The organism is Rodentibacter pneumotropicus DSM 21403 (assembly GCF_000379905.1).
Classification (GTDB): Bacteria; Pseudomonadota; Gammaproteobacteria; order Enterobacterales; family Pasteurellaceae; genus Rodentibacter; species Rodentibacter pneumotropicus.
This window is the reverse complement of the sequence record NZ_KB904058.1, coordinates 55,644-81,403: the sequence shown is the minus strand read 5'-3', so window position 1 is coordinate 81,403 and position 25,760 is coordinate 55,644. Positions and strand designations below refer to the sequence as shown.

The following is a 25,760-nucleotide window of genomic DNA, read 5'->3' as shown; positions in this document are numbered from 1 at the left end:
TATGATTCGAGAACCCCGTTTTTGCCAATTTGCCTTAGTGGAATTATTGCCTTTTTTTGAAAGCATGCCTACCCAATATCTTATTGGGAAAGGCAATATTCGTATTGCCTATCGTCATTTTGTTCACCAGGAAAGTGCGGTCAGAAAATTGATGATTTTGGTGAACGGACGAGCGGAAAATATGATGAAATGGTCGGAACTCGCCTATGATTTTTATCATCAAGGTTATGATGTGTTGCTGTTTGATCACCGCGGGCAGGGCTATTCTGACCGGCTTTTATCCGATCCGGAAAAAGGGCATTTGGACGAGTTTCGTTTTTATGTGGAAGATATGCAAAAAGTGATTGAAAAAACTACCGCACTTTTTGACTATCAAACCCAACATCTGGTTTCCCATTCTCTTGGTTCGCTGATTGCCGCCTATTATTTGGCAAATTGCGATCATCGCATTAACAAAGCGGTGCTTTCTTCCCCTTTCTTTGGCGTGCCGTTAAAACATCCGATTCGAGATGAACTGATCATCGCCGCAATGAATTTACTGGGGCAAGGTGAGCGTTATGTGTTTGGCAAAGGGGCTTACAAACCGGCACATCTTGAACGCAATGAATTAAGTTTTTGTAAAACCCGAATGAAATGGATGAACCGAATCAACCGAAAATATCCTGCCCTTCACCTTGGCGGTCCGACTTTTCGTTGGGTGCATTTATGCCTTAATGCCATAAAACGCCTACCTACGATTCTCTCCCGCATTGAAATTCCTGTGCTGATTTTGCAATCGGAGAAAGAAAAAATCGTGGACAATAAAACCTTGGAAAAACTGACCGCACTTTTCCCTAATGCCTTTTGTGAGTTGGTTCAGCAAGCAAAACACGAGATTTTATTTGAACGGGACGGTTTAAGGGAAAATGTCATAAAAAACATCACGCAATTTCTTGAAAAGCCATAATTGATCGATGGCTTTTTATGTGTTTAAAAACTCATCATACCTCTCTTTATTTCCAACTCTGATATGTGATGAGTGTTAAAAAAATGTTGCAAATCTAACCTATTACCCTACAATCACTAAGCCTCAAATACTAAGGTTTTTCCCTCTTTGAGTGTGGCGATCTTGCTTTAGGCAGATCTGGTTTTATTTTCTGTCACAAGGAGAATAAAAAATTATGAAAAAATTGACCGCACTTTTTACTTCAAGTGTATTTTTATTTGGCACTCACAGTATTGCAACCGCGAATGACAATACGGTTTATCTTTATACTTGGAGCGAATATGTGCCGGAGGGGTTACTGGATAACTTTACCAAGGAAACCGGTATTAAAGTGATTGTGTCCAGTTTGGAATCAAATGAAACCATGTATGCCAAGCTGAAAACACAAGGCGAAAACGGCGGTTATGATGTGATTGCGCCAACCAGCTATTTTGTATCCAAAATGATACGGGAAGATATGTTGAAAGAATTAAATCACGAAAAACTGCCCGTCATCAAAGAATTAGATCCGAATATGTTGGATAAACCTTTCGATAAAGGCAACAAATATTCATTACCGCAATTATTCGGGGCGACCGGTATTGCTTATAACACGGAAACACAAAGTCCCGCCCAATTTCAATCATGGGGTGACCTGTGGAAACCTGAATTTAAGGGACGCTTACAAATGTTGGATGATCCAAGAGAATTGTTCAATATTGCCCTATTAAAAATGAACAAAGACCCGAACACGCAAGATCCAAAAGTGTTGGAAGAGGCTTATCAAGAATTGATTAAATTGCGTGACAATATTTTGGCATTTAATTCAGATAACCCGTCCAGTGGATTTATTTCGGGTGAAACCGAAGTGGGCTTGTTGTGGAACGGTTCTATTCGTATTGCAAAAAACGAAGGGGCTAAAATCAATATGGTTTATCCAAAAGAAGGCACGATGCTCTGGATCGATAATTTAGCTATTCCGAAAACCGCTAAAAATGTGGAAGGTGCACATAAGCTGATTAATTATTTGTTAAGTGCTGATGTGGCAGAAAAACTTACTCTACAAATCGGTTATCCTACTTCTAATCTCAACGCATTAAAGCGTTTGCCAAAAGAATTGACAGATGATCATGCTACATTTATTGCTCAGGATGTGATCGATAGAAGCCAATGGCAACTGGATGTGGATGATGCCGTTGAGCTGTACGAAGGTTATTATCAAAAATTAAAAGCCGCTCAATAATATTGACGATGGTAAAATAAACCGCACAAAAGTGCGGTTTATTTTTTTAAAGTAGAGGTCAATGGAGTATTTACGTGGAATACGTACACCGGTGATGAAATTGTAATTGGCTTTTTTTTCTCTCAACCTCTAAAATAACCTACATAAAACTTATATTTTTCGGCCAATATCGCCGTCTATTTTCTTATCAAAAACAGGTAACTCAATGATTTCAGAAGATAATTTTTCTCAGCATACTCCAATGATGCAACAATATCTCAAACTCAAAGCGGAAAATCCGGATATTTTGCTGTTTTATCGTATGGGGGATTTCTACGAGCTGTTTTATGATGATGCGAAAAAAGCGGCGGCATTGTTGGATATTTCCCTCACCAAACGGGGGCAATCCGCAGGGCAGCCCATTCCCATGGCAGGTGTTCCTTATCACGCCATAGAAGGTTATTTGGCGAAGCTGGTTCAATTAGGTGAACCGGTGGCGATTTGTGAGCAAGTGGGTGATCCGGCAACGAGCAAAGGGCCGGTAGAACGCCAAATTGTGCGTATTGTGACACCCGGCACGGTAAGTGATGAAGCTCTGTTGCCTGAACGCCAAGACAATTTAATTGCCGCCGTCTATCAACAAAAAGATCAATTCGGTTTAGCCACATTGGATATGGCATCCGGTCTTTTTCAGCTATGCGAGCCGGAAAATAAAGAAACCTTGCGTGCCGAATTACAACGCATTGCACCAGTGGAATTGCTCTATTGTGAAGATTTCAGTGAAATGGCAATCATCGAACATTGTAAAGGGCTTCGCCGCCGTCCCATTTGGGAGTTTGAACTCAGCACGGCGATAAACTTGCTGAATCGTCAATTTGGTACTAAAGATTTACGTGCTTTCGGTGTAGAAAAATCGCCTCTTGGCTTGAGTGCGGCAGGCTGTCTATTGCAATATGCCAAAGAAACCCAGCGCACCGCCTTACCGCATATTAACAGCATTAGTGTGATTCAAAATCAAGATTATATTCAGCTGGATGCCGCCACAAGGCGCAATTTAGAACTTACCCAAAATCTTGCCGGTGGTACGGAAAATACCCTTGCCTACGTGTTGGATAAATGTGTTACGCCAATGGGGAGCCGTTTACTCAAACGTTGGATTCATCAACCTATTCGGGATACTCAAAAACTTAGCCAACGTCAACAGGCAATAGCAGAAATCTTAAATTTTGATCTGGTGGATGAATTGCAGACTTATTTAAAACAAGTGGGGGATATGGAACGCATTTTGGCTCGTGTGGCATTGCGTTCGGCTCGTCCACGAGACCTCACCCGTTTGCGTACCGCATTGGAACAAATCCCTGAATTACGTTCGATTATCCAACAAAAAACACCGCCATTTTTGACCGCACTTTTTACTCAAATCGCTGATTTTAGTGAGCAATGTGACCTGCTACAACGTGCCATTATTGAAACACCCCCGCTTTTGATTCGTGATGGTGGGGTGATTGCTCAAGGATACAATGCAGAATTGGACGAATGGCGAACCCTTTCTGACGGTGCTACACAATATTTAGAAAATCTAGAAAAACGAGAGCGCGAAAGTACGGGGATCGATACCCTAAAGATCGGCTTTAATGCCGTTCACGGTTATTACATTCAAATTAGCCAAGGGCAAGCCCACAAAGCGCCGATTCATTATGTGCGTCGCCAAACCTTAAAAAATGCGGAACGCTACATTATTCCGGAACTCAAAGAATACGAAGATAAAGTGCTGAAATCAAAAGGTGCTGCGCTCGCATTAGAAAAACAGCTTTACGAAGAATTATTCGATTTATTGCACCCACATTTAGGTGCGTTGCAATTGGCAAGCTTTGCCTTATCGGAATTAGATGTCTTAGTGAATTTAGCGGAACGTGCCGACCGATTAAATTATGTGATGCCCACATTCTGTGACGAAATCAGCATGAAGATTGAAAACGGCCGTCATCCTGTGGTGGAACAAGTATTAAAAGAGCCTTTCATTGCTAATCCTGTTGAACTCAATAAGGATCGTCATTTGCTCATCATTACCGGTCCCAATATGGGAGGAAAAAGCACCTATATGCGCCAAACCGCACTGATTGCTTTAATGGCTTATATGGGGAGTTTTGTACCGGCAGATCAGGCAAAAATCGGACCGATTGATCGCATTTTCACCCGTATCGGTGCTTCCGATGATCTTGCTTCCGGTCGTTCAACCTTTATGGTAGAAATGACGGAAATGGCGAATATTCTCCATCAAGCGAGTGCGCAAAGTCTGGTATTAATTGATGAAATCGGGCGTGGAACCTCCACCTATGACGGACTTTCCCTTGCTTGGGCATGTGCTGAGTGGTTGGCAAAAAATATCCGTTCGCTTACCTTATTTGCCACGCATTATTTTGAATTAACGGCTTTGCCGGAACAATTTTCTGGAATTGTGAACGTGCATTTAGATGCTCTTGAGCACAATAACACCATTGCCTTTATGCACAGCGTACAAGAAGGGGCGGCAAGCAAAAGTTATGGTTTAGCCGTTGCCGCCTTAGCCGGTGTACCGCTACCGGTGATTAAACTAGCGAAACAAAAATTAATGCAATTAGAAAAAATATCGGGACATTCTGCCGATCAGCAAATTCAAGCCTTGCGTGACGCTAATCAATATCAAGGCGAGCTCGCTTTTGAACAAGAAACGGATGTGTTGCGCACAGCTATTGAAAAACTTGATCCTGATGAATTAAGCCCTAAACAGGCACTGGCGTATTTATACCAACTGAAGAAAATGGTGGATTAAAACGCAAAGAAAAACGACCGCACTTACGGTCGTTTGCTGGATTATTGGACTTTAAGCATAAATCTCATCAATAAATGCTTTAAAGCCCAATAGTTTTTGTTGTTAAAACTGCACTCGTGCATTTCTAAACAAACGCATCCAAGCCCCGTCCTCACTCCAATCTTCCGGATACCACGAGTTGCTCACGGCACGGAATACCCGTTCAGGGTGTGGCATCATTGCGGCAATACGACCGTCCACATTTGAAATAGCGGTGATACCTGAGACTGATCCGTTTGGATTCGCCGGATAGGTTTCCGTCACATTCAAGTTATTATCAATATATTGTGCCACAATTAAGTTCTGCGCTTGAAGTGCGGTTAAATCTTCCGGTGTTTTGAATTCCACACGCCCTTCACCGTGAGAAACGGCGATTGGCATATGAGAACCAGCCATACCTTGGAACCATAGGGAGTGGGTATCGTTGATTTTCACTAAACCGACACGGGCTTCAAAACGTTCGGATTTATTCCGCACAAAGCGAGGCCAGTTTTCTGCACCCGGAATGATTTCCGCAAGATTAGAGATAAACTGACAACCGTTACACACCCCTAAAGAAAGGGTGTTTTCATTGGCGAAGAATTGGCTGAATTGCTCACGCAATTGTGGGTTAAATAAAATAGATTTTGCCCAGCCACCGCCTGCACCAAGCACATCCCCATAAGAGAAACCGCCGCAAGCGACCATCGCATTGAAATCATTTAAATGGTAACGACCCGCCATCAAATCACTCATATGGACATCAATGGCAGCAAAACCTGCACGGTCGAATGCTGCTGCCATTTCCACATGGCTGTTTACCCCTTGTTCACGAAGCACAGCGACTTTCGGTTTTGCACCTTTCGCAATATAAGGCGCAGCAATATCTTCATTCGGATCATAAGTTAAGAATGCAGATAATCCTTTGTTTTCCGGATCTTTTTTTGCCTCAAATTCTTGATCTGCGCATTCCGGATTATCACGTAAACGTTGCATTTGATGAGTTAATTCCGCCCAAATACCACGTAATTCGGAACGTTTTTCACTGAGTAATTTTTTATTGCCACGTGCGATTTCAATACGATCATCCGTGGTAATCGCACCGAGTTCATGAGTGAGCGGTAATAAATTGTGCGTATTTAAAATTTCACGTACGGCAGTTAATTCGCTTTCCGCCACTTGAATCACAGCCCCCAGTTCTTCGTTAAATAACACTGCGAGATCATTGTCGCCTAAGGCGGAAATATCTACTTCGATACCACAGTTTCCTGCAAATGCCATTTCCGCTAAGGTGATGATTAACCCACCGTCAGAACGGTCGTGGTAAGCCAATAGTTTACGCTCTGCCACCAAGGCTTGCATCGCATCAAAAAACTGTTTCAATGTATTAGCGTTTTCCACATCTGCCGGTTTATCGCCTAACTGTTTATAAACCTGTGCTAGTGCAGTTGCCCCAAGGCGATTTTTACCTTCGCCCAAATCAATCAGCAAGAGGCGGGACGCACCCTTATCGGTACGCAGTTGAGGTGTGACGGTTTTGCGTACATCTTCCACACGGGCAAAAGCACTGATGACTAAAGAAAGTGGGGCGGTAACGGCTTTTTTCTCACCGTTTTCTTCCCACGTGGTTTTCATTGACATAGAGTCCTTGCCCACTGGAATCGTGATACCAAGTGCCGGACAAAGTTCTTCCCCCACGGCTTTCACCGCTTCATAAAGGCCTGCATCTTCACCACCATGACCGGCGGCCGACATCCAGTTTGCGGAAAGTTTAATTCGTTTGATCTCGCCAATATTGGTGGCGGCGATATTGGTGATGGATTCTGCTACGGCTAAACGGGCGGAGGCACCAAAATCAAGTAATGCCACCGGTGCTCGTTCACCCATTGCCATAGCTTCACCGTGATAGCTGTCAAGGCTTGCGGTAGTGATTGCCACATCGGAAACCGGAATTTGCCATGGGCCGACCATTTGATCCCGTGCCACCATACCGGTGACGGAGCGGTCGCCAATGGTAATGAGGAAGGTTTTTTCTGCCACCACAGGTAAACGTAATACTCGATGTAGGGCTTCTTTCAGCACGATATTGTCTTGTAAAACAGGCGGATTTTCGACCGCACTTGATTGCACATTGCGGGTCATTTTTGGCGTTTTACCGAGCAACACATTCATTGGCAAATCAATCGGGTCATTGTTGAAATGGCTGTCGTGCAAGGTTAAATGTTTTTCTTCCGTAGCTTCGCCAATCACCGCAAAAGGTGCGCGTTCACGTTCACAAAGTGTGGTAAATAACTCCAATTTTTCCGGTGCAACGGCTAAAACATAGCGTTCTTGTGATTCATTACACCAAATTTCAAGGGGAGACATTCCTTTTTCATCACAAAGAATGGAACGCAAATCGAATTTTCCGCCACGATCGCCATCGTGTACCAATTCAGGTATCGCATTGGATAAACCGCCTGCCCCCACATCGTGAATAAATAAAATAGGGTTATCATCACCGAGTTGCCAGCAACGGTCGATTACTTCTTGGCAACGGCGTTCCATTTCAGGATTTTCCCGTTGAACGGAAGCGAAATCCAAATCTTCTTTTGATTTACCACTATCCATTGAAGAAGCCGCACCGCCTCCTAAACCGATATTCATTACCGGACCGCCTAATACGATAAGTTTTGCACCAACAGGAATTTCGCCTTTTTGCACATGTTCGGCACGAATATTGCCGATACCGCCTGCCAGCATAATCGGTTTGTGATAACCACGGACTTCCTCGCCGTTAAAACTGTTCACTTTTTCTTCATAAGTGCGGAAATAGCCGAGCAATGCAGGGCGGCCAAATTCATTGTTAAATGCCGCACCGCCTAACGGGCCTTCAATCATAATATCGAGGGCGGAAGCAATACGGTTAGGCTTCGAAAGCGGATTTTCCCAAGGTTGCTCAAAGTTTGGAATCGCAAGGTTTGACACGGAGAATCCGGTTAAACCTGCCTTCGGTTTTGCCCCACGACCGGTTGCGCCTTCATCACGAATTTCCCCACCAGAGCCGGTTGCTGCCCCCGGGAAAGGCGAGATCGCTGTTGGGTGATTGTGGGTTTCCACTTTCATCAAAATATGTGCATCTTCATTGTGGTAACGATATTGCCCGTCTTGATCGGCAAAGAAACGTCCTACTTTAGAACCTTCCATCACAGCGGCGTTATCTTTATAGGCGGAAAGCACGAAATCCGGCGTTTTCTCGAAGGTATTTTTGATCATTTTGAACAAGGATTTTTCTTGTTTTTCACCGTCAATCACCCAGTCCGCATTAAAGATTTTATGGCGACAATGCTCGGAGTTGGCTTGGGCAAACATATAAAGTTCTATATCGTTCGGGTTACGTCCAAGTGCGGTGAAATTTTCCACTAAATAATCAATTTCATCTTCTGCTAAAGCAAGCCCCAGTTCAATATTGGCGGTTTCTAAGGCTTGGCGACCACCGCTTAAAATATCTACGGTGGTGAACGCTTTTGGTGCTTGGTGGCGGAATAAAACTTCGGCATCTTTGGCATCACGAACGACAGTTTCCATCATACGGTCGTGCAAAAGTGCGGTTAATTTTTCTTGTGTTTTTTCATTTAAAGGCTGGTTAAATTCAAAATAATAGGCAAGACCGCGTTCAATTCGATCCACTTCTTTTAAGCCGCAATTATGGGCGATATCCGTCGCTTTGGATGACCAAGAAGAAATGGTGCCGACACGTGGGATAACAATAAAGGTTTCACCTTTTGCTTCGTGTTCTGCCAAGGTTGGGCCGTAATGGAGCAAAGCTTTTAGCTTGCTTTCCTGTTCGCCGGAAAGCGCTGCATTGAGTTCGACAAAATGGACATACTCGGCATAGACGGATTGTACCGGCAGCCCGTTTTGTTGGAATTTTTGCATTAAGCCATTAATACGGAATTCGGAAAGGGCAGGTGAGCCACGGAAAATTTGAAACATAAGGATTCCCTTTGAGTCTGAATAGAAATGAAAATTGCGTGCTATTATAAAGGAAAAGGCAGTAAAACGAAAACGTTTGCGTGTTGTTTTACGGCATTCTTTATCAAGCGGTTTTCTTGTAAAATATTGCTCGTTTTGTATTGAGAGGAGAAAGAAAATGTCTTACCAACGCGTACTTGATTTTTGGTTTAGTGAGGAAACAAAACCATTTTGGTTTGCTAAAAGTGAGGAATTTGACCGTAAAATCCGTGACCAATTTTATGATTTATGGCTACAGGCGGCACAATCGGAATTAAGCCATTGGCGTGAAACGGTGCATGGGCGATTGGCTGAAATTATTGTGTTAGACCAGTTTTCACGTAATTTACATCGTGATAGCCCTTTGGCATTTGCACAAGACAATATGGCAATTGCACTAGCGCAAGAAGCCATTAAACAACCCGAATTTAAAAATATGACCGTACGTGAGCGTCATTTTATGCTGATGCCGCTAATGCATAGTGAAAGCAAGGTGATTCATGAACAAGCTGTGCCTTTGTTTGAACAATTTGGTCCTGAAGAAAGCGTGGATTTTGAATTGAAACATAAGGTGATTATTGATCGTTTCGGTCGCTATCCTCATCGCAATGCTGTGTTAGGACGAGAGAGTAGTTCAGAAGAAATCGAATTTTTAACCCAACCGGGCTCAAGTTTTTAAGATATGGAGTGAAAAGTGCGGTCGAAATTATTCACAGACCCGCTTACTCGTTTGTTCCCCTATCGGAGCCGTTGGCAAAAGCCAACGTTCAAAAAAACGTTGTTTTTTGTGACCGCACTTTAGTTTTTAAATTTGGTAGCTTTCTTTTAATAAGTGACGATAGGCGTAGAGATAAGAGGCTCCGACGAAGGCTGCACCATCGGTTACATTGCCAAGAAAAACCGGGATCATATTTAAGAAAAATTCTCCCCAAGTGATTTTCGCACCGGCAATTCCGGCAGGAATGATAAACATATTGGCGACAAAATGTTGTAAACCGACGCCAATGAGAATACATATTAAACAAAAACAGGAAAGACGGCCGCTCCTAATAAAGTAGCAAGTCCGCTTCATTCGGAGGGGATTCCGCTTACCACTTTTAAATAAGCCATATAATCGAAGCTGACATAACCTCCACCTAAAAAACTGAGAATGGCGAGCGTTTTAAGGTGTCCTTGTGATTTAGCATAACTTTTGTCAATGACATCTTGTAAAATTTCATGAGGGTAAAGATCACGACTGTTCATTATATTTCCTTTTTATTAATAACTTATTGATTATTCAAGGTGACAAAATATCCACATACCCTAGAAAAATGGCAAAGATAATACTTTGCCATAAGGAGAGAAAGAATTATGCGAAGGGTTGTAATTCAGGGTTGATCGGGGTTTCTGCAATATTATTGACATAGTTACATAATGTGGCGAGACTCACGCCAAGGATTACATCAATCGCATTTTCTTGTGTGTAGCCCACATCAAAAAAGGCTTGTAGTTGAGCCTGTGTGAGTTTTGCTTTTTGTAATATAACCGCAAGAGTAAAACGGGCGAGAGCATCAAGTTTTTCATCACTTTCAATGCGTGCAGTGGCACGGATTTGATTAACTAGCTTTTCTTCGAGTTTCAATACTTTTAAGGCAATTTTTGTATGTCCTGCCACACAGAATCCACAGCCGTTCACCACGGCAGCAGTAATTTGTACGACTTCACGTTCTGTTGTTGTAAGGCTATTTCTACCGTTAATGCTACCCACGGTGCGATAGGTTTCTAAGGCAGTTGGGGCATTAGCTAATACGCCGATTAAATTTGGGATAAATCCATTAGCATTTTTGACCGCAGTTAAGGCCTCTTTTGCTGCTTCCGGTGCGGTTTCGATATTGTGGATAGTAAATTGAGATTGAGACATAAAAAACTCCTATCGTAAAATCACTTGCAGGCTGATACTACGTGAGGTGTTTTGGTTTTGGAAAGAAATAAAGGGTATTTGATAGATGAAAAAGTTATAAGTGTGAAAAGATTATTTGAACCTTTCCACACCGGGCGGTGTTATTTGAGAAAAGTAATTTCCCCATTCTCTCCCGCTACTAGAATTGAGGCGTAATTGGTTCGCCAATCGCCCAACACAATACGTTTTTTGTCCTCGTATTGATGAATTGCTTCTCTGTGGGTGTGTCCGTGAATTAAGCAGGGCGTACTAAATTGTTGCATTTTGGCTAAGGTGAAAGGGAGGTTTACATCCATAATTTCATTGGCTTTTTGGGCTTTGTCTTTTCGGCTTTTTGCCCGAATTTTCTCCGCGATTTTTAACCGCACTTTTAAGGGTAAAAGGAGAAAGAGCCATTGTCGCCATTTTTGGTGAACTTTTTGGCGGAATTGTTGGTATTTCACATCATCAATGCAAAGGGTATCGCCGTGGCAGAGAAGCGTAGGCATATCGTAAAGATTAATCACGTGATAATCGGGCAATAGGATCATCCCCGTATCTTTGGCAAAGCGTTTTCCAATGAGAAAATCACGGTTTCCATGGATAAAATAGCAAGTAATACCTTGCTCCGTGATATGTTTAATTGCCCTTTTCACTTGAGTGATTAATGGCGATTGTTCGTCATCACCAATCCAAAAATCAAATAAATCGCCGAGAATATAAACCGCTTCCGCAGACGGGGCTAAATTGTGCATAAAGTCTAAGAAAAGTGCGGTCAATTTTGGTTGCGTTTCGCTCAGGTGAAGATCTGAAATGAAATAAGTCTTTTTCATAAAATTTCCGTAAATTTTTGCTTAGATTAGCACAAAATCCTTTCTAATTTGCTATACTCCCGCGAAATTTTATTATAGGTATTGATATGTTAAAACTGGCTCGAATCATCATTGTGGTGGTCTGTTGTATTTTAATTTGTGTGCTTGGCACGATTTATTCCTTTATCCGTTTTAAAAATCCCAGTAATGTGGGCGTAATGGCGCGATGGTTTGGGCGTTTATATCCGCTTTTCGGTTTGCAAGTGGAACATCGTTTTCCTGAAAATAAAGAAAACATCGGGCGTGCGATTTATATTGGCAATCACCAAAATAACTACGATATGGTGACGATTTCTTATATGGTGTTGCCTCGTACGGTGAGCGTTGGAAAGAAAAGCCTGATTTGGGTACCGTTTTTCGGTATTTTGTATTGGGTAACGGGGAATATTTTTTTGGATCGTGAAAATCGTTCTAAAGCCCATAGCACAATGACCCGGCTTGCGGAACGTATTAATAAAGATAACCTTTCTATTTGGATGTTTCCGGAAGGCACACGAAGCCGTGGACGTGGGTTATTACCTTTTAAAACAGGTGCGTTTTATGCTGCGGTTGCCGCAGGTGTACCGATTATTCCAGTGGTATGTTCAACCACTCATAACAAAATCAATTTAAATCGTTGGGATAACGGCAAAGTGATTTGTGAAATGATGGCACCGATTGATACCAGCGGTTATAGCAAAGAATCCGTGCGTGATTTAGCCACATATTGCCACGATTTGATGGAAAAACGTATTGCAGAATTAGATGCGGAAATTATGCAAATCCATCAGGATAAGGGAAGCCAAAATGCTTAAATTTTCCCGCCGACAGTTGCTAAAAACAACGGCAATTTCCACCGCACTTATCACTGTGCCGACACCTTTAATTGCCGCAACCCGATCTAAATTAGTGGTGCCGCCGTTGATAGAAGTGCGCCGTGGTCGCCCGATTATTCTGACGATGGAAGAAACGGGATATAAGCTGGACGGCGAACATCAAGTCAGCGTGTGGGGCTTTAACGGCAATTATTTAGGGCCGACAATCAAAATTAAATCGGGCAGTTTTGCGAAACTCAATTACCACAATAATTTACCTCAACACGTTTCTCTTTCTATCCAAGGTTTACAGACTTCCGGCGAGTTGTTTGGCGGGGCTGCACGAGTACTTAAAAAAGGGGAGTCTTGGGCGCCGATTGTGCCGATTGATCAACCGGCTGCAACTTGTTGGTATCGCTCTGCGACATTGGCCAACTCGGCCTATCAAACCTATCGTGGTTTGGTAGGAATGTGGTTGATTGACGATGAGCAAAGTGCTAAATCAGCTCTTCCCCGTAAATATGGGGTGGATGATATTCCGTTGATTTTACAGGATATGGAATTTAATAGCGAAGGGCGGCAATTATTCAAACAAAATCAACCGCACTTTGTGGGGAATCGCTTATTGGTCAATGGCTTGGAAGCCCCCTATTTAGATGTGCCTCGTGGCTGGGTGAGATTGCGCTTGCTCAATGCTTCTTTGGCTCGGGCTTATGATCTGCGTTTGGATAATGATCAAGATATCAGGGTCATTGCAAAAGATTTAGGCTTTCTTCCCCAAGGCAAAGTCGTGAAATCCTTTATTTTGGCACCCGGCGAGCGAACGGAAATCTTAATTAATTTAAGTGAAGGTGGCAATGTTTCTCTTATTTCAGGGCATAAACGGGGTATTTTTGACAAAGTGAAACAGGTGTTTTCCTCTGACGGTGAATTGGTGGAAAATACCGTGCTAGAGTTACGCCCTCAAGGTGATTTTTCAGCTTTTGCTCAAAAAATGGACGTGAAGTTTGAGACGGATGCTGTGTCTATGCTAAATGCAAAAGTTGAACGAGAGCGGACATTTGTTTTGGATGTCGCAAGCGGTTTAATTAATCAACAACGTTTTGATCCGCGTCGTGTGGATGCGCTGGCAAAACAAGGCTCGGTGGAACGTTGGATTTTGACCAGTTCTTTACCGGTTGGGTTTACCCTTCAAGGAGCGAAGTTCATAGTAGAACGTGATGAGAATGGTGTGCCGAAAGACAGTGAGTTAGCTTGGAAAGATACCGTCTGGGTGAGGGGAAAAACACAAATTTTGGTGCGCTTTGATCAGCCTTCCTCCAATAACTATCCATTCATTTTTGGTGCCTCAAATCTCATGCTTGCCGATATGGGCTGCCTTGGAATAATGATTGTGCAATAAAAAGTGTGGTCTATTTTTTTAGTTTATTTTATTAGTTTTACAGGGAAAACGGTAAAAAGATGGGAAAAGTTTATCAAGATTTACTGTTTAGCGTGGTGAAATAATCATAAGTAAAAATGGATAATCAGATTGTTGATTATCCATTTTTTTCAGTAATGCGGTGGTGGGGTTTCTTCTGCTTGGCTTGCAATATTTGAGGGCTGGAAATCTTTCAATTTATTCGCAATATAACGCAATTGCAGCTGCATTTTATCCATATCAAATTGTTGTTGAACTAATGCTTGGTTTAATTCCTCTAACAATTGTTCTTGAAATGCTACTTTCGTTTCAAGTTCGGTAATGCGATTTTCTAACCTTTGTTGAATTTGCATGATTTTTCTCTAAATTTTAAAAAAAAGTTGAGAATAGCTTAAATCCGATTTAATCTATTCGGTACTTTTCTATTATAAAGGATTAATAACAATGTTAAAAATTCAAAAAATTTCATTTGCAGCATTAATGGTAAGTGCAGTTGTTTCAGGCGCAGTTTTTGCAGATGGAAAGGCTGATGCGAAATTTAATGATGATGTATCTTACGCTTTAGCTGCCTATTCTATGACGCAAGCAAAATTAATGGCAGAGCAAGGCGAGATTAAATTAAATGAGACGCAAGTGAGTAAAGCAGTAGAAGATGTATTGAAAGGTAAATTTGCCGAAGAAAAAATTGGTGAATTAACGCAAACGTTAGAGCAGTTTCAACAAAAAATCGTTGCGCGTGAACAAGCAAAAATGAAAGAAATTGCACAGAAAGCGCAAGATGAAGGCGATAAATATCGTGCCGAGTTTGCCAAAAAAGAAGGCGTGAAGACTACAAAATCCGGTTTGTTATATCGCATTGTTGAAGCAGGAAAAGGTGAGGCAATTAAGCCAACGGATACGGTGAAAGTGCATTACACGGGTAAATTACCAAACGGTGAAGTTTTCGATAGTTCGGTAGAACGTGGACAACCGGCAGAATTTCGTTTAGATCAAGTAGTGAAAGGCTGGACGGAAGGGCTTCAATTAGTGAAAAAAGGTGGAAAAATTGAGTTGGTACTTCCTCCTGAATTAGCTTATGGTAAACAAGGGGCCGGGGCTTCCATTCCACCAAATGCCACACTTTATTTTGAAGTTGAAGTATTAGATGTGAATCCAAAAGCAAAATAATAAATAATTTTGATGGAAGCACAAGCGTTGGCTTGTGCTTTGTTATTGGTGGCACATAAAGTGCGGTCATTTTTAGTGTCGATTTGGGATTTATCCATGTTACATGAAGAATATATTTTCACAGATGAAGATCACACAATTTTAAATTCTTATAAAGCCGTGGTGGATGGTGTGAGCGCACTTATCGGTGAGCATTGTGAGATTGTTTTGCATTCCTTAGATGATATTGAACATTCCGCTATTTGCATTGCTAACGGGCATAATACCAATCGTCAAGTGGGTTCTCCCATTACGGATTTAGCATTGCGCTCTTTGCACAATATGCAAAGCGAGGGTGTCTCGAAACCTTATTTCACAAGAGTAAAAAGCAATGTTTTGATGAAATCTGTCACTATTGCAATTCGGAATAAAAGTCAAAGAATAATAGGATTGTTGTGTATTAATATCAATCTTGATGTGCCGGTTTCAAAATTTATTCAATCATTTATGCCGGCCATGGAGGCAGGAGAAACCTCTTCTGTTAATTTTGCTAATTCTATGGAAGATTTGGTTTCGCAAACTGTTGAAAAAACGATTGAAGAAGTTAATGCGGATCGTACGGTAGCAAATAACAATAAAAACCGCCAAATTGTGATTTCATTATATGAAAAAGGCATTTTTGATATTAAAGATGCCATTAATTTAGTTGCAGAACGTTTGGATATTTCCCGCCATACCGTCTATCTCTACATTCGTCAAATTAAACAAGAGCAAGAATAATGGACTACGTACTTGCGGTGAAAAGCCCTGTTTATGGTACACAAGGGGCTTATCTTGCTTATCAATTTGCAGAAGCCTTAATTGAAAAAGGACATAGCGTCAAACAAATTTTCTTTTTCCAAGAAGGGGTAAGCAATGGTAACCGCTTTGTTTATCCAGCCGGTGATGAAGTGAATTTACAGCGATATTGGCAAGTTTTTTCGGCTAAATATGGTGTGCCCCTATGTTTATGTGTTGCGGCTTCACAACGTCGCGGAGTCGTGAATGAAATGACGGCGGAAGACGGGAATAGCCGTAATCTGGCAGAGCAGTTTACAATTACCGGCTTGGGGGAATTTATGGCTGCGATATTAAATGTCGATAGGGTTATTACATTATGAAAATTGCCTTTTTGTTTCGTTCTGCCCCCCATGGTACATCTTCTGCACGGGAAGGCTTGGATGCCTTGTTAGCGGCGACAGCATTTTGTGATGAGGATGACATCGGCGTGTTTTTTATCGACGATGGTGTGCTTAATTTACTAAATGGGCAACAACCGGAGCGATTATTACAAAAGGATTTTATCCGCACATTTAAATTATTGGATCTATATAGCATTGAACAGCGTTTTATTTGCCGAGATTCTCTTGATAAATTCGGTATCCTAGAGGATAACTTTATAGTATCGGCAAAAAAAATTGACCGCACTTTGTTATTCGCTAAGCTGAACCAAGCAGAGAAACTACTCACATTTTAAGGGATATTCATGCTCTATTGTTTTTCTCAGGCAACTTACGATAAAGAAGAATTCATCGGCTATCTTTCTTTGGTGACGGACAACGATGCAGTTGTGCTTTGGCAAGATGCGGTGCTATTGGTGGCAAAATACCCTGATTATTTTAAATATTGTAAGGGGCATTGCTTTGTGTTGGAGTCTGATATTCTAGCAAGAAATTTGACCGCACTTTTACCTAAAGAAAATACGCTGAAATTCATTTCTTTGCTGGATTTGGTTGATATAACAGAACAATACTCCCCACAAATAGCATTGTAAAAATATCTGTTTCTTCTCAGCCTCTTTTCACATTTTATCTATAAATCTTATTGATTCACCTAGTCCTTTATGCTATATTCCGCAACCTCTTACATCTGTCTTATGCTTATGTAGGTAGGTTCGTCCCGAAAGGGTGTTTTTTTAACTTAACGGAGCACTAATATGATCCAAGAACAGACTATGCTGGATGTTGCTGACAACTCAGGCGCTCGCAGCGTAATGTGTATCAAGGTTCTAGGTGGATCGCACCGTCGTTATGCTGCAATTGGTGACATCATCAAAATTACTGTGAAAGAAGCTATTCCTCGTGGTAAAGTGAAAAAAGGTGATGTATTAAAAGCAGTTGTTGTGCGCACCAAGAAGGGTGTTCGTCGCCCAGATGGATCAGTCATTCGCTTCGATGGCAATGCTTGTGTCATTTTAAATAATAACACTGAGCAACCAATCGGTACTCGTATTTTTGGACCTGTGACGCGTGAACTACGTTCTGAGAAGTTCATGAAGATCATTTCTTTGGCACCAGAAGTACTGTAAGGAGAAGTGACAAATGGCTGCAAAAATTCGTCAAAACGATGAAGTAATTGTGCTTGCCGGTAAAGATAAAGGCAAGCGTGGTAAGGTAACTAAAGTGTTACCGAACGGTAAAGTGTTTGTTGAAGGTGTCAATATTGTCACTAAACATGAAAAACCGGTTCCTGCATTAGGCAAGGCTGGCGGTTTAGTGAAAAAAGAAGCGGCGATTGATGTTTCAAACGTTGCTATTTTTAACCCTAAAACAAATAAAGCTGATCGTGTAGGTTTTAGATTTGAAGAAGGTAAAAAAGTACGTTTCTTTAAATCTAACAATGAAATTATCTAACAAACTGGAGTAATGCGATGGCGAAACTGCATGATTACTACAGAGATCAAGTAGTAAACGAATTAAAAAATAAATTCGGCTACAAATCTGTCATGCAAGTCCCACGAATCGAAAAGATTACCCTGAATATGGGTGTGGGTGAAGCATTGACCGACAAAAAATTGCTAGACAACGCAGTAGCGGATTTAACAGCAATCAGCGGTCAAAAACCTTTGGTAACTAAAGCTCGTAAATCTGTTGCAGGCTTTAAAATCCGTCAGGGATATCCAATCGGTTGTAAAGTAACACTACGCGGTGAGCGTATGTGGGAGTTCTTTGAACGTTTAATTACAATTGCTGTTCCACGTATTCGTGACTTTCGCGGTTTGAGTGCGAAATCATTTGATGGTCGTGGTAATTACAGTATGGGTGTGCGTGAGCAAATCATCTTCCCTGAAATCGATTACGATAAAGTAGATCGTGTGCGTGGTTTAGATATCACTATCACAACTACTGCTAAGAATGATGAAGAAGGTCAAGCACTACTTGCTGCCTTTAATTTCCCATTCCGTAAATAAGGCAGGTTATTATGGCTAAACAATCAATGAAAGCACGCGATGTTAAACGCGTTAAATTGGCTGAAAAATTCTATGCTAAACGTGTGGAATTAAAGAAAATCATTTCAGATGTAAATGCCTCTGACGAAGATCGTTGGAATGCGGTATTAAAGTTACAAACTTTACCACGTGATTCTAGCCCATCTCGTCAACGTAACCGTTGCCGCCAAACAGGACGTCCACACGGCGTTCTTCGTAAGTTTGGTTTAAGCCGTATTAAGGTCCGTGAAGCTGCTATGCGCGGTGAAATTCCAGGCCTTAAAAAAGCAAGTTGGTAATATACCACTTTATTTTGGAATCGGAGAAAAAGTACAATGAGTATGCAAGATCCAATCGCAGATATGCTGACCCGAATTCGTAATGGTCAAGCTGCGAACAAAGTTGCGATCAGTATGCCTTCATCCAAGCTAAAAGTGGCAATTGCCAATGTATTAGCTGCTGAGGGTTATATCGAAAGCGTTAAAGTTTTAGAAGGTGTAAAGCCTGAGTTGGAAATTACTTTAAAATATTTCCAAGGAAAACCGGTTGTAGAGAGTATCCAACGTGTAAGCCGCCCTGGTCTTCGTATTTATAAACGTAAAGACGAATTACCAAAAGTTATGGGTGGATTAGGTGTTGCTGTTGTTTCTACATCTAAAGGTGTTATGACTGACCGCGCCGCTCGTCAAGCTGGCTTAGGCGGTGAGATCATCTGTTATGTAGCTTAATAGAGAGGTAGGAAAATGTCTCGTGTTGCAAAAGCACCTGTTAATATTCCTGCCGGTGTTGAGGTTAAACTTAACGGTCAGTTATTAACAGTAAAAGGTAAAAATGGCGAGTTATCTCGCTCAATTCATAATTCAGTTGAAGTTAAACAGGATAATGGTCAACTAACTTTCATTCCACGTGAAGGTTTTGTTGAAGCGAATGCTCAATCTGGTACGGCTCGTGCCTTGGTTAATGCAATGGTTATCGGTGTTAATGAAGGCTTCACTAAAAAATTAGTATTGGTTGGTGTTGGTTACAGAGCACAACTTAAAGGTAATGTCGTTGCATTGAGTTTGGGCTATTCCCACCCAGTAGAGCACACTTTGCCGGCAGGTATTACTGCTGAATGCCCTTCCCAAACAGAGATTGTATTGAAAGGTGCTGATAAACAGTTAATCGGTCAAGTTGCAGCAGATATTCGTGCTTATCGTCGTCCTGAGCCTTATAAAGGTAAAGGGGTACGTTACTCTGATGAAGTGGTACGTATCAAAGAGGCTAAGAAGAAATAATTAAGGTAACACTATGGATAAGAAATCAGCTCGTATCCGTCGTGCAGCTCGTGCACGCTATATGATGAGAGAGCAAGGTGTAACTCGTTTAGTTATTCACCGTACTCCACGTCATATTTATGCACAAGTTATTGCACCGAACGGTTCAGAGGTGCTTGCCGCTGCTTCAACTGTTGAAAAAGCAATTCGTGAGCAAGTAAAATACACTGGTAACAAAGACGCAGCTGCAGTAGTGGGTAAAACTGTTGCAGAGCGTGCATTAGCAAAAGGCGTAAAAGCTGTTGCTTTTGATCGTTCCGGCTTTAAATATCATGGACGTGTCCAAACTTTAGCGGACGCTGCTCGTGAAGCTGGTCTACAGTTCTAATGAGGTAAATTGAGATGTCAAACATCGAAAAACAAGCTGGTGAACTGCAAGAGAAGCTAATCGCAGTAAACCGTGTATCAAAAACTGTAAAAGGTGGTCGTATTATGAGCTTTACCGCATTAACTGTGGTAGGTGATGGAAATGGCCGTGTAGGTTTTGGTTATGGTAAAGCGCGCGAAGTTCCGGCAGCGATCCAAAAAGCGATGGAGAAAGCTCGTCGCAATATGATTAATGTGGCTTTAAATGAAGGTACGTTGCAACACCCGGTTAAAGGTGTTCATACTGGTTCTCGTGTATTTATGCAACCAGCTAGTGAAGGTACAGGTATCATTGCTGGTGGTGCGATGCGCGCAGTGCTAGAAGTTACTGGTATACGTAATGTCCTTTCTAAAGCATACGGTTCTACCAACCCAATTAATGTTGTTCGTGCAACTATTGATGCATTAGCAAGCATGAAATCACCTGAAATGGTTGCTGCGAAACGCGGTAAGACTGTTGATGAAATTTTGGGGTAATTGATGATGGCTAAAACTATTAAAGTAACACAAGTTCGTAGTTCGATTGCTCGTTTACCAAAGCATAAGGCTACCTTGCGTGGTCTTGGTCTTCGCCATATGAACCACACAGTTGAGTTAATTGATACACCAGCAGTACGTGGAATGATTAACCAAGTTTCATACATGGTTAAAGTAGAGGAGTAAGAGATGCATTTAAATACTCTATCTCCGGCTGAGGGGGCAAAACATAGTTCTAAGCGCCTTGGTCGTGGTATTGGTTCTGGTCTAGGTAAGACCGGTGGACGTGGTCATAAGGGGCAGAAATCTCGTACCGGTGGCGGGGTTCGTCGCGGTTTTGAAGGTGGTCAAATGCCATTGTACCGTCGTTTGCCAAAATTTGGTTTCACTTCAATGAAGTCTGCAGTTACTGCAGAAGTTCGTTTGAATGACTTAGATAAAGTAGAAGGCGGTGTGGTAACTTTAGATGCATTAAAAGCTGCAAATATTCTAACTAAAGATATTCAGTTTGCTAAGGTTATTTTAGCTGGTGAATTGAAATCTGCAGTTGTTATCCGTGGTTTACGTGTGACTAAAGGTGCAAAAGCAGCGATTGAAGCTGCTGGCGGTTCAATTGAGGAATAATTAGCAAATGGCTAAACAACCAGGTTATCAAGCTAGAAGTACCAATAGTGGTAAAAGTGAGCTAAGAAGTAGATTGCTTTTTGTTTTAGGTGCACTTATCGTTTATCGTATTGGTTCATTTATTCCTGTTCCTGGTATTGATGCAGCCGTACTCGCTCAATTAGTTGAACAACAAAAAGGTACCATCATTGATATGTTTAATATGTTCTCTGGTGGTGCGTTAAGCCGAGCTTCAATTCTTGCGCTAGGTATTATGCCATATATCTCGGCATCTATCGTGATTCAATTGCTAGCGACGGTTTCTCCTGCTTTAGCTGAGTTGAAGAAAGAAGGAGCAGCAGGTCAAAGAAAAATTACCAAGTATACTCGTTATGCCACGGTAGTCTTTGCTACTATTCAAGCTGTTGCAATTTCTACGGGGTTACCAAATATGTTACCTGGGCTGGTTCCAAATGTTGGATTCAGTTTTTATTTTACCTCAGTAGTAAGTTTAGTAACCGGTACCATATTTTTAATGTGGTTAGGTGAACAAATTACAGAGAGAGGAATTGGTAATGGTATTTCGATTCTTGTTTTCGGGGGGATCGTAGCAGGTTTACCTTCAGCTATTCTAGAAACAATAGAGCAGGCTCGCCAAGGACAAATGCATCCATTAGTTCTTTTACTGATAGCTGCAATTGTTTTTGCGGTAACTTATTTTGTTGTTTTTGTAGAAAGAGGACAACGTCGAATTCGTATTGAGTATGCTAAACGTCAGCAGGGTCGTCAGATCTTAGGTGGACATTCAACACATCTACCATTTAAAGTTAATATGGCAAATGTAATGCCTGCAATCTTTGCATCTAGCATTATTTTATTCCCAGCTACATTAACCCAATGGTTTGGTCAGAATGATAAATTTGAATGGTTAAATAATTTGTCAATGTTGTTGAATCCTGGTCAACCTCTATATTTGCTTGTTTATGCTATTGCAATTATTTTCTTCAGTTTCTTCTACACCGGGATGCAATATAACCCGCGTGATACGGCAGATAACTTAAAAAAATCTGGTGCATTTATCCCAGGAATTAGACCAGGTGAGCAAACATCACGTTACATTGATAAAGTAATGACCCGTTTAACTTTAATTGGTGGTCTTTATGTAACATTTGTGTGTTTGGTCCCTTATATAATGACATCGGCTTGGGATGTTAAATTCTACTTCGGTGGAACATCACTATTAATCGTTGTCGTTGTAATTATGGATTTCATTGTACAGGTTCAGAGTCACTTAATGTCATCTCAATATGAATCTGCATTGAAAAAAGCAAACCTTAAGGGGTTAGGGCAATAATTGTCCAATTAACGTAAAAAAGGATAAGCAATGAAAGTTCGTGCTTCCGTAAAGAAAATGTGTCGTAACTGTAAAATTGTTAAACGTGAAGGGGTTGTGCGCGTATTGTGTAGTGACCCTAAACATAAGCAACGTCAAGGTTAATTGATATTTTTTCTTGCAAAGAACCAGTTGAGCAGTTATACTGCCCGACTCATTTACATCCTTGGTATTCTGTTTGAGTATCCTGAAAACGGGCTTTTCAAGATCAGAATACCAATTAATTTAGAATATAGGAGTGCATAGTGGCCCGTATTGCAGGCATTAACATTCCTGATCATAAACACACTGTAATTGCCTTAACTGCAATTTATGGTATTGGTAAAACTCGTTCAAAAGCTATTTGTGCTGCTACGGGGATTGCCGAAGATGTTAAGATCAGAGAATTGTCTGAAGAGCAGATTGACAAACTGCGTGACGAAGTTGGTAAATTTACCGTTGAAGGTGACTTGCGTCGTGAAGTAACACTAAACATCAAACGTCTTCTAGACTTAGGTTGTTACCGTGGTTTACGCCATCGTCGTAGTCTACCAGTACGTGGTCAACGTACTAAAACTAATGCGCGCACCCGCAAGGGTCCTCGTAAACCGATCAAAAAATAGTCGGGGTAAATAATGGCTAAAACACCAGTTCGTGCACGTAAGCGTGTAAAAAAACAAGTTGTAGATGGCGTAGCTCATATTCACGCATCTTTCAATAACACAATCGTTACTATTACTGACCGCCAAGGTAATGCCTTAGCTTGGGCAACTGCCGGTGGTTCAGGTTTCCGTGGTTCTCGTAAATCTACTCCGTTTGCTGCACAAGTTGCTGCTGAACGTTGTGCTGAAATCGTTAAAGAATTCGGATTAAAGAACTTGGAAGTTATGGTTAAAGGTCCGGGACCAGGTCGTGAATCAACAATCCGTGCATTAAATGCGGCGGGTTTTCGTATCACGAATATTACAGATGTAACCCCGATTCCTCATAACGGTTGTCGTCCACCGAAAAAACGTCGTGTTTAGTGACGTAATAGGATAGTTGGAGAAAGAAAATGGCAAGATATTTGGGCCCTAAACTCAAGCTCAGCCGTCGTGAAGGTACTGATTTATTTCTTAAATCAGGTGTGCGCGCGATTGATTCAAAATGTAAAATTGATACAGCACCAGGTCAACATGGTGCTCGTAAACCACGTTTATCTGACTATGGCAGTCAATTACGTGAAAAACAAAAAGTTCGTCGTATCTATGGTATTTTGGAACGTCAGTTCCGCAACTACTATAAAGAGGCGAACCGTTTAAAAGGTAACACTGGTGAAAACTTATTAGTGTTATTGGAAGGTAGATTAGATAACGTTGTTTATCGCATGGGATTTGCTGCAACTCGAGCGGAGGCTCGTCAGTTAGTAAGTCATAAAGCGATTGTAGTAAATGGTCGTGTTGTGAATATCCCGTCTTTCCAAGTTGCAGTTAATGATGTTGTGGCTGTTAGAGAAAAGTCTAAAAAACAAGCTCGGATTAAAGCATCATTAGAATTAGCAGAACAAAGAGAGAAACCAACTTGGTTAGAAGTTGATGCAACTAAAATGGAAGGTGTTTTTAAACGTATTCCTGAACGTTCTGATTTATCAGCAGATATTAATGAACATCTGATCGTTGAGCTTTACTCGAAATAATAGTTAAGCTTAAAAGTAAAGAGAGGATAAAATGCAGGGTTCTGTTACAGAATTTTTAAAACCACGTTTAGTAGATATTGAGCAGGTTAGCTCAACACATGCTAAGGTGATCCTTGAACCGTTAGAGCGTGGCTTTGGTCATACTCTAGGTAATGCATTACGTCGTATTCTTCTGTCTTCAATGCCGGGTTGTGCTGTAACTGAAGTAGAGATCGAAGGAGTATTGCATGAGTATAGTAGTAAGGAAGGAGTTCAAGAAGATATTCTTGAAGTACTTTTAAACCTTAAAGGTCTAGCGGTCAAAGTACAGAATAAAGATGATGTTATTCTGACACTAAATAAATCTGGAATTGGCCCTGTTGTTGCAGCCGATATCTCCCATGACGGAGATGTTGAAATTGTAAATCAAGACCATGTGATTTGTCATTTAACTGACGAAAACGCCTCAATTAGTATGCGTATTCGTGTTCAGCGTGGCAGAGGATATGTTCCAGCTTCAACTCGAGTTCAGACAGATGAACGTCCAATTGGTCGTTTACTAGTTGATGCTTGTTATAGTCCTGTTGAAAGCATTTCTTATAATGTTGAGGCTGCTCGTGTTGAACAACGTACGGACTTGGATAAATTAGTAATTAATTTAGAAACAAATGGTACGTTAGATCCTGAGGAAGCAATTCGTCGTGCTGCAACAATCTTAGCAGAGCAACTTGATGCATTCGTTGATTTACGTGATGTTCGTCAACCTGAGGTCAAGGAAGAAAAACCGGAATTTGACCCGATTTTATTACGTCCTGTAGATGATTTAGAGTTGACAGTTCGTTCTGCTAACTGTTTGAAAGCAGAAACAATTCACTATATCGGTGACTTAGTACAACGTACAGAAGTTGAGTTATTAAAGACGCCTAATCTTGGTAAGAAATCGCTTACTGAAATTAAGGATGTGCTTGCTTCACGTGGTTTGTCACTTGGTATGCGCCTTGAGAATTGGCCGCCAGCAAGTATTGCTGAAGACTAATTTGGCATAGATTAAGGTTTTTCTGAGAAGGATAATATCATGCGCCATCGTAAGAGTGGTCGTCAACTGAACCGTAATAGTAGCCATCGCCAAGCGATGTTCCGTAATTTAGCCAGTGCTTTAGTTAGTCACGAAATTATTAAGACAACTTTACCTAAAGCTAAAGAATTACGTCGTGTAGTTGAGCCGTTAATCACATTAGCAAAAGAAGATAGCGTTGCAAACCGTCGTTTAGCATTCGCTCGTACGCGTAACATTGATACTGTTGCGAAGCTATTTAATGAATTAGGTCCACGTTTCGCCCAACGTGCAGGTGGTTACACCCGTATTTTAAAATGTGGTTTCCGTGCAGGTGATAATGCTCCAATGGCTTATATTGAGTTAGTTGAACGCCCGCAAGTTGTAGAAACAACAGCGGAATAAATTTTTGGGTAAAAATAAAAAGCTCGCAAAGTGCGGGCTTTTTTTATTGTTTGAAATTTATAAGTAAGATCAATTATATTTTGATGAACATAATTTATTTTAAG

The 25,760-nt window shown here is 41.3% G+C and carries 32 protein-coding genes and 1 pseudogene; 28 read left to right on the top strand and 5 right to left on the bottom strand.

Features of this window, described 5'->3' with window-relative positions; translation table 11 throughout:
- Position 1 precedes the first annotated feature (1 nt).
- The 3 genes from A3GE_RS0109050 to mutS all read left to right on the top strand — a co-directional run bounded on the left by A3GE_RS0109050 (position 2) and on the right by mutS (position 4,998).
- Positions 2-946: an alpha/beta fold hydrolase gene (locus A3GE_RS0109050; protein WP_018356942.1), complete on the top strand. Its 945-nt coding sequence runs from the start codon at positions 2-4 to the stop codon at positions 944-946.
- A gap of 214 nt (positions 947-1,160) precedes the next feature.
- Positions 1,161-2,207 carry an extracellular solute-binding protein gene (locus tag A3GE_RS0109045; RefSeq protein WP_018356941.1) on the top strand — a complete coding sequence of 349 codons (1,047 nt, stop codon included), beginning with the start codon at positions 1,161-1,163 and terminating at the stop codon, positions 2,205-2,207.
- Positions 2,208-2,412: 205 nt separating this feature from the next.
- Complete coding sequence (mutS, locus tag A3GE_RS0109040; RefSeq protein ID WP_018356940.1) at positions 2,413-4,998, top strand: DNA mismatch repair protein MutS; 2,586 nt, start codon at positions 2,413-2,415, stop codon at positions 4,996-4,998.
- 102 nt (positions 4,999-5,100) lie between these two features.
- Here the strand turns inward: mutS and purL are convergent, their stop codons facing one another.
- Entirely contained in the window at positions 5,101-8,991 is a 3,891-nt protein-coding gene (gene purL, locus A3GE_RS0109035; RefSeq protein ID WP_018356939.1) for a phosphoribosylformylglycinamidine synthase, read from the bottom strand.
- 157 nt (positions 8,992-9,148) lie between these two features.
- Between purL and A3GE_RS0109030 the strand changes: the two genes are divergently transcribed.
- Entirely contained in the window at positions 9,149-9,688 is a 540-nt protein-coding gene (locus A3GE_RS0109030; protein ID WP_018356938.1) for a DUF924 family protein, read from the top strand.
- 126 nt (positions 9,689-9,814) lie between these two features.
- Here the strand turns inward: A3GE_RS0109030 and A3GE_RS11885 are convergent.
- The 3 genes and pseudogenes from A3GE_RS11885 to lpxH all read right to left on the bottom strand — a co-directional run bounded on the left by A3GE_RS11885 (position 9,815) and on the right by lpxH (position 11,763).
- Positions 9,815-10,254, bottom strand: a pseudogene (locus A3GE_RS11885) (formate/nitrite transporter family protein).
- Between the two features lie 106 nt (positions 10,255-10,360).
- A complete protein-coding gene (locus A3GE_RS0109015) occupies positions 10,361-10,912 on the bottom strand; it encodes a carboxymuconolactone decarboxylase family protein (RefSeq protein ID WP_018356937.1) in 552 nt (183 codons plus the stop codon).
- A gap of 140 nt (positions 10,913-11,052) precedes the next feature.
- Complete coding sequence (gene lpxH, locus A3GE_RS0109010; protein ID WP_018356936.1) at positions 11,053-11,763, bottom strand: UDP-2,3-diacylglucosamine diphosphatase; 711 nt, start codon at positions 11,761-11,763, stop codon at positions 11,053-11,055.
- A gap of 86 nt (positions 11,764-11,849) precedes the next feature.
- Here lpxH and A3GE_RS0109005 point away from each other — a divergent pair, with 86 nt between their 5' ends.
- Together A3GE_RS0109005 and A3GE_RS0109000 are read left to right on the top strand one after the other, a co-directional pair.
- Entirely contained in the window at positions 11,850-12,596 is a 747-nt protein-coding gene (locus tag A3GE_RS0109005; protein WP_018356935.1) for a 1-acylglycerol-3-phosphate O-acyltransferase, read from the top strand.
- A complete protein-coding gene (locus tag A3GE_RS0109000) occupies positions 12,589-13,998 on the top strand; it encodes a multicopper oxidase domain-containing protein (protein WP_018356934.1) in 1,410 nt (469 codons plus the stop codon). The genes A3GE_RS0109005 and A3GE_RS0109000 overlap by 8 nt, the downstream gene beginning before the upstream one ends.
- Before the next feature lie 149 nt (positions 13,999-14,147).
- Here the strand turns inward: A3GE_RS0109000 and A3GE_RS0108995 are convergent, their stop codons facing one another.
- A complete protein-coding gene (locus A3GE_RS0108995; protein ID WP_018356933.1) occupies positions 14,148-14,369 on the bottom strand; it encodes a SlyX family protein in 222 nt (73 codons plus the stop codon).
- Between the two features lie 91 nt (positions 14,370-14,460).
- Here A3GE_RS0108995 and A3GE_RS0108990 point away from each other — a divergent pair, with 91 nt between their 5' ends.
- The 22 genes from A3GE_RS0108990 to rplQ all read left to right on the top strand — a co-directional run bounded on the left by A3GE_RS0108990 (position 14,461) and on the right by rplQ (position 25,656).
- A complete protein-coding gene (locus A3GE_RS0108990; protein ID WP_018356932.1) occupies positions 14,461-15,183 on the top strand; it encodes an FKBP-type peptidyl-prolyl cis-trans isomerase in 723 nt (240 codons plus the stop codon).
- Between the two features lie 96 nt (positions 15,184-15,279).
- Positions 15,280-15,942 (top strand): helix-turn-helix transcriptional regulator, encoded by a 663-nt coding sequence (locus tag A3GE_RS0108985; protein WP_026215458.1) that lies wholly within the window; start codon positions 15,280-15,282, stop codon positions 15,940-15,942.
- Positions 15,942-16,322: a sulfurtransferase complex subunit TusD gene (tusD, locus tag A3GE_RS0108980; RefSeq protein WP_018356930.1), complete on the top strand. Its 381-nt coding sequence runs from the start codon at positions 15,942-15,944 to the stop codon at positions 16,320-16,322. Before A3GE_RS0108985 ends, tusD begins: the two co-directional genes overlap by 1 nt.
- Positions 16,319-16,678, top strand: coding sequence for a sulfurtransferase complex subunit TusC (tusC, locus tag A3GE_RS0108975; RefSeq protein ID WP_018356929.1), 360 nt, complete (start codon positions 16,319-16,321; stop codon positions 16,676-16,678). The genes tusD and tusC overlap by 4 nt, the downstream gene beginning before the upstream one ends.
- A 9-nt stretch (positions 16,679-16,687) precedes the next feature.
- Entirely contained in the window at positions 16,688-16,975 is a 288-nt protein-coding gene (locus A3GE_RS0108970) for a DsrH/TusB family sulfur relay protein (RefSeq protein ID WP_018356928.1), read from the top strand.
- A gap of 162 nt (positions 16,976-17,137) precedes the next feature.
- Positions 17,138-17,509, top strand: coding sequence for a 50S ribosomal protein L14 (rplN, locus tag A3GE_RS0108965; protein ID WP_005548786.1), 372 nt, complete (start codon positions 17,138-17,140; stop codon positions 17,507-17,509).
- Between the two features lie 13 nt (positions 17,510-17,522).
- Complete coding sequence (rplX, locus tag A3GE_RS0108960; protein ID WP_018356927.1) at positions 17,523-17,834, top strand: 50S ribosomal protein L24; 312 nt, start codon at positions 17,523-17,525, stop codon at positions 17,832-17,834.
- 17 nt (positions 17,835-17,851) lie between these two features.
- Entirely contained in the window at positions 17,852-18,391 is a 540-nt protein-coding gene (rplE, locus tag A3GE_RS0108955) for a 50S ribosomal protein L5 (protein ID WP_018356926.1), read from the top strand.
- Between the two features lie 11 nt (positions 18,392-18,402).
- On the top strand, positions 18,403-18,708 hold the full coding sequence (gene rpsN, locus A3GE_RS0108950) for a 30S ribosomal protein S14 (RefSeq protein WP_005701877.1): 306 nt from the start codon (positions 18,403-18,405) through the stop codon (positions 18,706-18,708).
- Between the two features lie 36 nt (positions 18,709-18,744).
- Positions 18,745-19,137, top strand: a complete 393-nt coding sequence (gene rpsH / locus A3GE_RS0108945; RefSeq protein ID WP_018356925.1) for a 30S ribosomal protein S8 — start codon at positions 18,745-18,747, stop codon at positions 19,135-19,137.
- A gap of 15 nt (positions 19,138-19,152) precedes the next feature.
- Positions 19,153-19,686 (top strand): 50S ribosomal protein L6, encoded by a 534-nt coding sequence (gene rplF, locus A3GE_RS0108940; protein WP_018356924.1) that lies wholly within the window; start codon positions 19,153-19,155, stop codon positions 19,684-19,686.
- Between the two features lie 13 nt (positions 19,687-19,699).
- Positions 19,700-20,053, top strand: coding sequence for a 50S ribosomal protein L18 (gene rplR / locus A3GE_RS0108935; RefSeq protein ID WP_018356923.1), 354 nt, complete (start codon positions 19,700-19,702; stop codon positions 20,051-20,053).
- 14 nt (positions 20,054-20,067) lie between these two features.
- Positions 20,068-20,568 carry a 30S ribosomal protein S5 gene (gene rpsE, locus A3GE_RS0108930; RefSeq protein WP_018356922.1) on the top strand — a complete coding sequence of 167 codons (501 nt, stop codon included), beginning with the start codon at positions 20,068-20,070 and terminating at the stop codon, positions 20,566-20,568.
- 6 nt (positions 20,569-20,574) lie between these two features.
- Entirely contained in the window at positions 20,575-20,754 is a 180-nt protein-coding gene (gene rpmD, locus A3GE_RS0108925; RefSeq protein WP_026215457.1) for a 50S ribosomal protein L30, read from the top strand.
- A 3-nt stretch (positions 20,755-20,757) separates the two neighbouring features.
- Entirely contained in the window at positions 20,758-21,192 is a 435-nt protein-coding gene (rplO, locus tag A3GE_RS0108920) for a 50S ribosomal protein L15 (protein ID WP_018356920.1), read from the top strand.
- 7 nt (positions 21,193-21,199) lie between these two features.
- On the top strand, positions 21,200-22,525 hold the full coding sequence (gene secY / locus A3GE_RS0108915; RefSeq protein ID WP_018356919.1) for a preprotein translocase subunit SecY: 1,326 nt from the start codon (positions 21,200-21,202) through the stop codon (positions 22,523-22,525).
- Positions 22,526-22,555: 30 nt separating this feature from the next.
- On the top strand, positions 22,556-22,669 hold the full coding sequence (gene rpmJ / locus A3GE_RS0108910; protein ID WP_005625868.1) for a 50S ribosomal protein L36: 114 nt from the start codon (positions 22,556-22,558) through the stop codon (positions 22,667-22,669).
- 140 nt (positions 22,670-22,809) lie between these two features.
- Positions 22,810-23,166: a 30S ribosomal protein S13 gene (gene rpsM, locus A3GE_RS0108905; RefSeq protein ID WP_018356918.1), complete on the top strand. Its 357-nt coding sequence runs from the start codon at positions 22,810-22,812 to the stop codon at positions 23,164-23,166.
- A gap of 12 nt (positions 23,167-23,178) precedes the next feature.
- A complete protein-coding gene (gene rpsK / locus A3GE_RS0108900; RefSeq protein ID WP_005543603.1) occupies positions 23,179-23,568 on the top strand; it encodes a 30S ribosomal protein S11 in 390 nt (129 codons plus the stop codon).
- A gap of 29 nt (positions 23,569-23,597) precedes the next feature.
- The gene (rpsD, locus tag A3GE_RS0108895) at positions 23,598-24,218 is read left to right on the top strand and encodes a 30S ribosomal protein S4 (RefSeq protein ID WP_018356917.1); all 621 of its coding nucleotides are present in this window, start codon (positions 23,598-23,600) and stop codon (positions 24,216-24,218) included.
- A 31-nt stretch (positions 24,219-24,249) separates the two neighbouring features.
- The gene (locus A3GE_RS0108890; RefSeq protein ID WP_018356916.1) at positions 24,250-25,233 is read left to right on the top strand and encodes a DNA-directed RNA polymerase subunit alpha; all 984 of its coding nucleotides are present in this window, start codon (positions 24,250-24,252) and stop codon (positions 25,231-25,233) included.
- A gap of 39 nt (positions 25,234-25,272) precedes the next feature.
- Complete coding sequence (rplQ, locus tag A3GE_RS0108885; RefSeq protein ID WP_018356915.1) at positions 25,273-25,656, top strand: 50S ribosomal protein L17; 384 nt, start codon at positions 25,273-25,275, stop codon at positions 25,654-25,656.
- Positions 25,657-25,760: the final 104 nt, after the last annotated feature.

What these genes read in the sequence shown, in the direction of transcription:
- A3GE_RS0109050 (WP_018356942.1), top strand. Translation starts at nt 2, where the DNA reads ATGATTCGAGAACCCCGTTTTTGCCAATTTGCCTTAGTGGAATTATTG.
- A3GE_RS0109045 (WP_018356941.1), top strand. Translation starts at nt 1,161, where the DNA reads ATGAAAAAATTGACCGCACTTTTTACTTCAAGTGTATTTTTATTTGGC.
- mutS (WP_018356940.1), top strand. Translation starts at nt 2,413, where the DNA reads ATGATTTCAGAAGATAATTTTTCTCAGCATACTCCAATGATGCAACAA.
- purL (WP_018356939.1), bottom strand. Translation starts at nt 8,991, where the DNA reads ATGTTTCAAATTTTCCGTGGCTCACCTGCCCTTTCCGAATTCCGTATT.
- A3GE_RS0109030 (WP_018356938.1), top strand. Translation starts at nt 9,149, where the DNA reads ATGTCTTACCAACGCGTACTTGATTTTTGGTTTAGTGAGGAAACAAAA.
- A3GE_RS0109015 (WP_018356937.1), bottom strand. Translation starts at nt 10,912, where the DNA reads ATGTCTCAATCTCAATTTACTATCCACAATATCGAAACCGCACCGGAA.
- lpxH (WP_018356936.1), bottom strand. Translation starts at nt 11,763, where the DNA reads ATGAAAAAGACTTATTTCATTTCAGATCTTCACCTGAGCGAAACGCAA.
- A3GE_RS0109005 (WP_018356935.1), top strand. Translation starts at nt 11,850, where the DNA reads ATGTTAAAACTGGCTCGAATCATCATTGTGGTGGTCTGTTGTATTTTA.
- A3GE_RS0109000 (WP_018356934.1), top strand. Translation starts at nt 12,589, where the DNA reads ATGCTTAAATTTTCCCGCCGACAGTTGCTAAAAACAACGGCAATTTCC.
- A3GE_RS0108995 (WP_018356933.1), bottom strand. Translation starts at nt 14,369, where the DNA reads ATGCAAATTCAACAAAGGTTAGAAAATCGCATTACCGAACTTGAAACG.
- A3GE_RS0108990 (WP_018356932.1), top strand. Translation starts at nt 14,461, where the DNA reads ATGTTAAAAATTCAAAAAATTTCATTTGCAGCATTAATGGTAAGTGCA.
- A3GE_RS0108985 (WP_026215458.1), top strand. Translation starts at nt 15,280, where the DNA reads ATGTTACATGAAGAATATATTTTCACAGATGAAGATCACACAATTTTA.
- tusD (WP_018356930.1), top strand. Translation starts at nt 15,942, where the DNA reads ATGGACTACGTACTTGCGGTGAAAAGCCCTGTTTATGGTACACAAGGG.
- tusC (WP_018356929.1), top strand. Translation starts at nt 16,319, where the DNA reads ATGAAAATTGCCTTTTTGTTTCGTTCTGCCCCCCATGGTACATCTTCT.
- A3GE_RS0108970 (WP_018356928.1), top strand. Translation starts at nt 16,688, where the DNA reads ATGCTCTATTGTTTTTCTCAGGCAACTTACGATAAAGAAGAATTCATC.
- rplN (WP_005548786.1), top strand. Translation starts at nt 17,138, where the DNA reads ATGATCCAAGAACAGACTATGCTGGATGTTGCTGACAACTCAGGCGCT.
- rplX (WP_018356927.1), top strand. Translation starts at nt 17,523, where the DNA reads ATGGCTGCAAAAATTCGTCAAAACGATGAAGTAATTGTGCTTGCCGGT.
- rplE (WP_018356926.1), top strand. Translation starts at nt 17,852, where the DNA reads ATGGCGAAACTGCATGATTACTACAGAGATCAAGTAGTAAACGAATTA.
- rpsN (WP_005701877.1), top strand. Translation starts at nt 18,403, where the DNA reads ATGGCTAAACAATCAATGAAAGCACGCGATGTTAAACGCGTTAAATTG.
- rpsH (WP_018356925.1), top strand. Translation starts at nt 18,745, where the DNA reads ATGAGTATGCAAGATCCAATCGCAGATATGCTGACCCGAATTCGTAAT.
- rplF (WP_018356924.1), top strand. Translation starts at nt 19,153, where the DNA reads ATGTCTCGTGTTGCAAAAGCACCTGTTAATATTCCTGCCGGTGTTGAG.
- rplR (WP_018356923.1), top strand. Translation starts at nt 19,700, where the DNA reads ATGGATAAGAAATCAGCTCGTATCCGTCGTGCAGCTCGTGCACGCTAT.
- rpsE (WP_018356922.1), top strand. Translation starts at nt 20,068, where the DNA reads ATGTCAAACATCGAAAAACAAGCTGGTGAACTGCAAGAGAAGCTAATC.
- rpmD (WP_026215457.1), top strand. Translation starts at nt 20,575, where the DNA reads ATGGCTAAAACTATTAAAGTAACACAAGTTCGTAGTTCGATTGCTCGT.
- rplO (WP_018356920.1), top strand. Translation starts at nt 20,758, where the DNA reads ATGCATTTAAATACTCTATCTCCGGCTGAGGGGGCAAAACATAGTTCT.
- secY (WP_018356919.1), top strand. Translation starts at nt 21,200, where the DNA reads ATGGCTAAACAACCAGGTTATCAAGCTAGAAGTACCAATAGTGGTAAA.
- rpmJ (WP_005625868.1), top strand. Translation starts at nt 22,556, where the DNA reads ATGAAAGTTCGTGCTTCCGTAAAGAAAATGTGTCGTAACTGTAAAATT.
- rpsK (WP_005543603.1), top strand. Translation starts at nt 23,179, where the DNA reads ATGGCTAAAACACCAGTTCGTGCACGTAAGCGTGTAAAAAAACAAGTT.
- rpsD (WP_018356917.1), top strand. Translation starts at nt 23,598, where the DNA reads ATGGCAAGATATTTGGGCCCTAAACTCAAGCTCAGCCGTCGTGAAGGT.
- A3GE_RS0108890 (WP_018356916.1), top strand. Translation starts at nt 24,250, where the DNA reads ATGCAGGGTTCTGTTACAGAATTTTTAAAACCACGTTTAGTAGATATT.
- rplQ (WP_018356915.1), top strand. Translation starts at nt 25,273, where the DNA reads ATGCGCCATCGTAAGAGTGGTCGTCAACTGAACCGTAATAGTAGCCAT.